The sequence below is a fragment of the Sporomusa sp. genome, assembly GCF_057736855.1.
Map to the genome: position 1 here is coordinate 1 of NZ_JBYKYF010000167.1, position 6,644 is coordinate 6,644.

Below are 6,644 nucleotides of genomic sequence, written 5' to 3' on the forward strand. Positions count from 1 at the left end.
CTTTTTGTCTCAAAAATACGATTTTATCCCGCAGCTCCTAATTCAAGTTTGGCTTTAATGTCTTCATATACTTCTTCCCACACCACAATTGGGGTTTTGGCAAAACCATTGAATACAGTTGCAGAAGCAGATGTATAAGCGCCACAATTAGGTACCAGAATCAAATCGCCGATTTCCAGTGGTACTGTATATTTGTCCCGAAACATAATATCCAGGGAATCACAGCTCGGACCGGCAAACGTTGCCGGAATTTTTTTGCCGCTCTTAAAAGTCTCAAGTTCAAAATCCCAATGATCAAAAATAACACCGGAAAAAGTACCGTACAAACCATCATCTAAAAAGTACCATTGCTGATTATTACGAACCTTAGTTCCAATCACTTGCGTAATGAGATTCACCGCCGTACCACAAATATAGCGGCCAGGTTCAGCCCAAATTTCAGTATCAGGAAAATACTGTTTAATGGCTCGATAAATTTCACTAACCATTGCGGCAACATCGGGTTCTTCCGTGAGTGTCGGAATGGGGAAGCCCCCGCCAATATCCAAAATTCTAAGGTTCATGCCCCGCTCAGCCGCAGCATTGAAAAGCCTCCGGCAGATTTTAAGCGCCTCAAGATAAGCCGTATTATCTGTGGATTGGCTGCCCACATGAAAACATAAGCCGGCAACATCCAGCCCAGCGGCCTGGGCTTTAGTCAAAAGCTCTAACGCTTCATCAGGATGTGCGCCAAACTTTTTATTCAGGTCAACAAGTGCGTTAGGATTGTCCACCCTTATCCGTAACAAAACAGTAGCACCAGGTTCAGCGGCCGCCATTTTGGCAATCTCACTTTCATTATCAAAAGTAAATTTATGCACTCCAATAGCATGCGCTACCTTGAGACCACTTGCCGTTTTCACCGGATTGGCATATACCATGCGTTCAGAATCGATGCCCATCCTATTGAGCATCCGCATTTCACCATCAGAAGCGACATCAAAATAGCCGCCAAGCTCATTCAGTTTCCGGACAATACGCTCATCCGGATTGGCCTTGACAGCGTAATATATTTTAACGTCTGGCATATTCTCTGCCAACAGATTGTAATTAAGCTCAATTTGTTCTAAAGACAGCACCAAAAGCGGCGTGCTGTAGGTATCGGCCAGCGCCCTTACAGCATTCTGGGATAACCTAAAATATTTCACTTATCATCGCTCCTTTGTATTCATGCATTTAAAAATTACTATATGATTGTAACATAACTGAACCAAAGTGCAAGCAAATTTTTTAAAGAAAAATAAAATCCGCATCCTCAATAGGATATGCGGATACATACATATTACGCCTGGAATTTTTTACGCTGTTTGGCGCCACTTCTCCAACAAAGATACCCGTCATATTGCAGCCCCTTCCACCCATTTTTGACACTGAGCCAAGGATCTCATCGCTACAGGTGGCGTCAGTTCAGGTGAATTAGATTTTTCCCCTGCGCCCCTGTTGTTTCTGCATTACAGCAATAGTAAGCAGCGAAAAAGAAAAGTATTGAGGTTATGGTAAATAAAGGATAGAATAGAATCAGCCAAGCAAATCCTATAAACTGACGAAAGGAAGTGTAACCCTATGAAACCAGTCTCGCTAGCTTATGGAAAAAATGGTCTGACAATCATGGTACCTGATCGTGCAGTAATTATTGAGCCCCGGCATGTACCCGGCCTAACTGACGAAAAATCTGCCGTACAACAGGCACTTCGCCAACCGATGGGCACACCGCCTCTCAAAGACATGGTTGCTGCGACCGATACAGTTGCCATTGTTATTTCCGATATTACCCGCCCAACACCAAATCACAAGCTGGTTCCCTGGTTACTGGAAGAACTTTCACACGTTCCTAGAGAAAACTTCGTCATCATTAATGGTCTTGGCAGCCACCGCGCTAACACACAGGCAGAACTTGTTCAAATGCTAGGGCAAGAGGTAGTGGATACCGTCCGGGTCATAAACCACAATGCCTTTGACCCTGAAGAACTTGTGTTTGTAGGCAAAAACAGCTATGGATCTGATGTATATCTAAATAAGACTTATGTAAACGCTACCTTTAAAATTGTAACAGGCTTTATTGAACCGCACTTTTTCGCCGGATTCTCTGGCGGGCCCAAGGGCATTAATCCTGGAATTGCCGGTATTACGACAATTCAAGACTTTCATAACGCACAAATGATTGGTCATCCGCAAAGCACCTGGGGCGTACTTGAGGGCAATGTAGTGCAAGATGCCGCCACCCAAAACTGTTTGATGGCTAAGCCAGACTTCATGCTGAATGTTACGTTAAACGGACAAAAAGAAATTACTGGCGTCTTTGCTGGTGATGTAATTACCGCCCACCGTGCAGGTTGCGCCTTTGTCAAAGAACACGCCATGTACCCGGTTGACCAGCCATTTGACCTTGTTATCACAACCAATGCCGGCTATCCACTTGACCAAAATCTGTACCAAACCGTAAAAGGAATGAGTGCAGCCGCCCAAATTGTCAAACAGGGCGGAGCCATTCTTGCGTGCTCCGAATGTTCGGATGGCATACCTGACCACGGCAACTTTGCCGAAATTCTCAAAGCCAAGGATACTCCTGAGGAACTATTGGCGATGATTAATGATCCCAGCTACTCGGTATTTGACCAATGGCAAGTGCAAATACTGGCGATGATTCTCATGAAAGCCGAATGTTATCTCTATTCCAGTCTTGATGACCAAACAGTACGTGATGCCAAAATCATTCCGGTAGCCAACCCCTGTGATGCCATCACAGACATATTAAATAAAAAACCTGGTGCCAGTGTTGCCGTACTGCCATTGGGACCGCTGACCATTCCCTATGTGAAATAGCCAACCTTTAGCATCAAACCAGGCCATCTGGCGTAAGTTACTGGCCGGAGGACTCTCTGAGATAACCATATAAAAAGCGCTGACAACATGATGGTCAGCGCTTTTTATATGGTAAGGATAATATTAATCAGCATTTTTATTCGCTGCAGCCGCCTTGTCGCGAGCCTCTCTCGCCGCACGCCAGGCATCACGTGCCAAGTTAAGTACCCGAGGTTCTAGTTTGGTAGCAGGATTACTTACCACTTTGCCCAGATATAACAACGCTTTGTCATTCTGATCGGTTCGCCGGGCTAACTCACCAATCAAATAGGTAACTGCTGCTTCACTTAATGGGCCAATAGGCAACCGTTCCCGCATCAACGCCTGCTCATAATACTCGCAAGCCCTAACCATTGCGGCTTGTTCTTCTGCTTGGTTTTCCCCTTCACGAAACAACCAGGCAAGTTTAAGATATAATTCTGCCAATCGGCTTGCCGGAGACTCAATCAGATTGGCAAAAAAAATCGCCAGCTTATAAGTTTCTATTGCCTGTTCCCGTGTCCGTATCCCGCTATAGTTTACATTTACCTGACGCCCAGCCAAAAATTTAGCAATCTTTTCTTTAGCGCTCGCAAATAAATTTTCAAAATAGCTGTGGGCTGCTGCATAGCCGCCGTTGGAACATACCCAAATAGTATAATAGTACGGGTTTATATCTTTAAAATACGCGCAGAAATCGCTATCCTGTTTACTCATAATTTGTCTGCCGCGCGTCCGGGTAACACGAAATGTTTGTTCACATACAGGACATACTTTTTCTACTGAATAGGTTGGCTCAGCCATATTATCGCCTCCAATTATATACCTTATCACAATAAGGCCAAGCTCTCAAGCAATATTTAGCAAGTCGTCCTGCAACATCTTCATATGGTAAAATATCCCTCTGTTTTTAATTAAGTCAGCATATGTCCCTTGTTCGGCAATACGTCCGTTAGCTAAGACAAGTATTTCATCCATGGTTTCCAGTCCTACCAGGCGGTGGGTTATCAATATCAGGGAACGACTATCAGCCAGTGTAAGAATATGGTTCATAACCACTGCTTCAGCTTGAGCATCAAGCCCAGCTGTCGGTTCATCCAAGAGCCATACCGGAGCCGCTTTAAGCAGCGCCCGTGCCAAAGCAATACGTTGCCGTTCCCCCCCGGAAATAGCCAGCCCGTTTTGGCCGGTCAACGTATCCAGTCCCTGCGGCAGTCGCTCAATCCATTCAGTCAACATAGCACCCGCAATGGCTTGCTGTAATTCATCCGGTGTAGCATCCGGTTTGGCTAATAAAATATTATCGCGAATGGTGGCGTTCAACAGATAGGTATCCTGACTGACAACACTTATCGCCTGACGTACTGCTGCCGGTTCATAGTCTCTGATATCCCTCCCATTTAATCGCAAAGAACCTTGCTCATAGTCCCAAAACCGTAATAGCAATCCAGCCAGTGTGCTTTTGCCGGCCCCGCTGGCCCCGACAATTGCCAAGCGTTTTCCTGGCGGCAAGCTGAATGTTATATCAGATAATACTGGCGGTAAATGGGCTGAATAGGCAAACGTCAGTTGATACGCAGAAAACTCCAGCGGACCTGCAGGCAAAGTTGCTATTTTACCAGAGCGAACAGGCGATGGTTGTTCGATAATTGCGGTTATTCGCGCAAACGCAGCTTTGCTTTCCTGCAAATAGTAAGCCACAGAGGGTAGTGGCAAAATAGCTTCAAAACTGGCCTGTACCGCCAGTGCCGCTACTGCCAGGTAAACTCCCGCTAGCTGCCCGGTAGCTACCAAGGGAGCAGCCAGGACAATGGTAGCAATGACAGTCAGATTCATCCCCAGGATTCCCAGGGCTTCGCTTAAAGCGACCACTCTATTGGCCCGCGCCTGACTCGTCATCAATTGGGCATTGTCAGCAGCGATCCGGGCGGCTTGTCGTTCTGACTGGCCAAACGCCATTAATTCGGTAATCCCTTCCATACTGTCAGCGATGCTTCTGTTTAAATTGGCTCTGGCCTGTATAGCCTCTCGCCCAGCCTCACGCCCCAGACGCAACAGGCCTGCCGGCAAAACGCACCCGACCACTATAAAAGCCCCGACCACTGGCCACATCAGCCAAGGAGCCAGCCATGCCAACAACCCCATGGTCATTATTGTCACTACTACAGCAATAACCACAGGAAATGCCGCCCGTAAATAAAAAAATTGCAAAGTCTCAACATCAGCTACCAACCGGCTAAAGAGATCACCTTTCCCCAGTCCTGACACATGAGCCGGTACTAGCGGTTCCAATTTGGCATAAAGCCAGATTCGGATATCTGCCAGCAGGCGAAAGGTGACTTCATGGCTTATATAACGCTCTCCATACCGGCAGATGGCTCTTGCTAAACCAAAAAATCGCACCCCGACAATCGCCAACGATAATTCTGCCACAGCCGGGTGAAGCGCCGCAGACGAAATGAGCCAAGCTGATGCTGCCAGTAAGCCAACATTGGTAAATACCGTAAAAATGCCGATTACACAGGCAACCACTGCCAATAACAAGGTACGCTGATTGGCGACAATCAGGTTATACATCAGACCCCTCCCCTGTCTGAGAGGCCAGCATAAGCCGCCTGTATAATCCCGACTGGGCCATTAACTCCTCATGTGTGCCGGCCTCACTAATTTGTCCATCTGTCAGCACAATAATTTTGTCAGCTTGCCGCACTGTGCTCAAGCGATGGGCAATAATAATCGCCGTCCGTCCAGCCAATAGCCTTGCCAAAGCTTTATCCAACATCGCCTGTGAATGAACATCCAGTCCACGTGCCGCCTCATCCAAAATAACCAGCGGTGCATCTTGCAATAAAGCTCTGGCAATTGCCAGCCGCTGGCGCTCACCGCCGCTCAAGCCGTGGCCGCCTTCCCCGATGAGCGTATCATAACCGTCAGGCAGCCGTTCAACAAAATCATGTGCACCAGCGGCTTTCGCTGCCATAATAATTTCATCCAGCGATGCATCAGGCCGTGCCAGACGAATATTATCGGCAACAGACCCTTGAAACAAATGCGGCCGTTGCGGTACAAACGCAACTTGCTGCAGCCAATCGGCCAAACGTACATCCCTAAGTGACTTTCCGTTAACTAATATCTCTCCTGCAACAGGCACAATAAATTTTAGCAACAGGGCAGCCACTGTACTTTTCCCTGCACCGCTTGGTCCCACGACTGCCAAATGCTGCCCCGGCTCCAGTGTAAACGATATATTGCGCAAAGCCTGACGCTCACGTTGAGGATACTCAGCATACACATGCTGAAAGGCAAGTGCAAGCTGTCGTTGTTTAGGCATAGCTGCTGACCCATCAGCTGTTTGACTGCCAGTCAGTTTGAGCAGCCGAAAAACATCAGCAGCAGCGGCCTTCCCTGCCATTCCGGCGTGAAACTGACTTCCTAGCATTCTGAGCGGTAAATAATACTCAGGCGCCAGCAACAGCACAAAAAATGCTTGAGAAAACGCAACTTCGCCATAGAGAAGTCTAAGCCCCACAGTTACCGCCACCAATGCAGTGCTGAGAGTGGCCACCAATTCCAGCACCAGTGATGACAAAAACGCTATTTTCAATACAGTCATAGTAGCATCCCGAAACTCTTTACTCACCCGAGCAATGATACTTGTTTGTTCAATACTTCGGCCAAATAGCTTAAGTGTTACCAATCCGGATAAAACATCCAAAAAATGCGAACTTAAACGATTTAGCTTCTCCCACTGCCTGATATTTCGG

Annotated in this window: 5 protein-coding genes; 1 reads left to right on the forward strand and 4 read right to left on the reverse strand. The window is 47.1% G+C overall.

Annotation, left to right across the window (positions count from 1 at the left end):
- Positions 1-23 precede the first annotated feature (23 nt).
- Positions 24-1,187, reverse strand: a complete 1,164-nt coding sequence (locus AC29Z1_RS11330; protein WP_488271569.1) for a type III PLP-dependent enzyme — start codon at positions 1,185-1,187, stop codon at positions 24-26.
- A 415-nt stretch (positions 1,188-1,602) separates the two neighbouring features.
- On the opposite strand from AC29Z1_RS11330, the gene larA reads away from it, so the two are divergent.
- Positions 1,603-2,862 (forward strand): nickel-dependent lactate racemase, encoded by a 1,260-nt coding sequence (gene larA, locus AC29Z1_RS11335; protein ID WP_488271570.1) that lies wholly within the window; start codon positions 1,603-1,605, stop codon positions 2,860-2,862.
- 123 nt (positions 2,863-2,985) lie between these two features.
- Here the strand turns inward: larA and AC29Z1_RS11340 are convergent, their stop codons facing one another.
- The 3 genes from AC29Z1_RS11340 to cydD all read right to left on the reverse strand — a co-directional run.
- The gene (locus tag AC29Z1_RS11340; protein ID WP_488271571.1) at positions 2,986-3,684 is read right to left on the reverse strand and encodes a DUF2225 domain-containing protein; all 699 of its coding nucleotides are present in this window, start codon (positions 3,682-3,684) and stop codon (positions 2,986-2,988) included.
- A gap of 45 nt (positions 3,685-3,729) precedes the next feature.
- Positions 3,730-5,457: a thiol reductant ABC exporter subunit CydC gene (gene cydC, locus AC29Z1_RS11345; protein ID WP_488271572.1), complete on the reverse strand. Its 1,728-nt coding sequence runs from the start codon at positions 5,455-5,457 to the stop codon at positions 3,730-3,732.
- The coding region (gene cydD / locus AC29Z1_RS11350; protein ID WP_488271573.1) for a thiol reductant ABC exporter subunit CydD at positions 5,450-6,644 on the reverse strand (1,195 nt) is incomplete at its 5' end. The genes cydD and cydC, both read right to left, overlap by 8 nt.

Bases quoted from the DNA above. Each gene is read 5' to 3' on its own strand.
- AC29Z1_RS11340 (WP_488271571.1), bottom strand. From the start codon at position 3,684: ATGGCTGAGCCAACCTATTCAGTAGAAAAAGTATGTCCTGTATGTGAA.
- cydC (WP_488271572.1), bottom strand. From the start codon at position 5,457: ATGTATAACCTGATTGTCGCCAATCAGCGTACCTTGTTATTGGCAGTG.
- larA (WP_488271570.1), top strand. From the start codon at position 1,603: ATGAAACCAGTCTCGCTAGCTTATGGAAAAAATGGTCTGACAATCATG.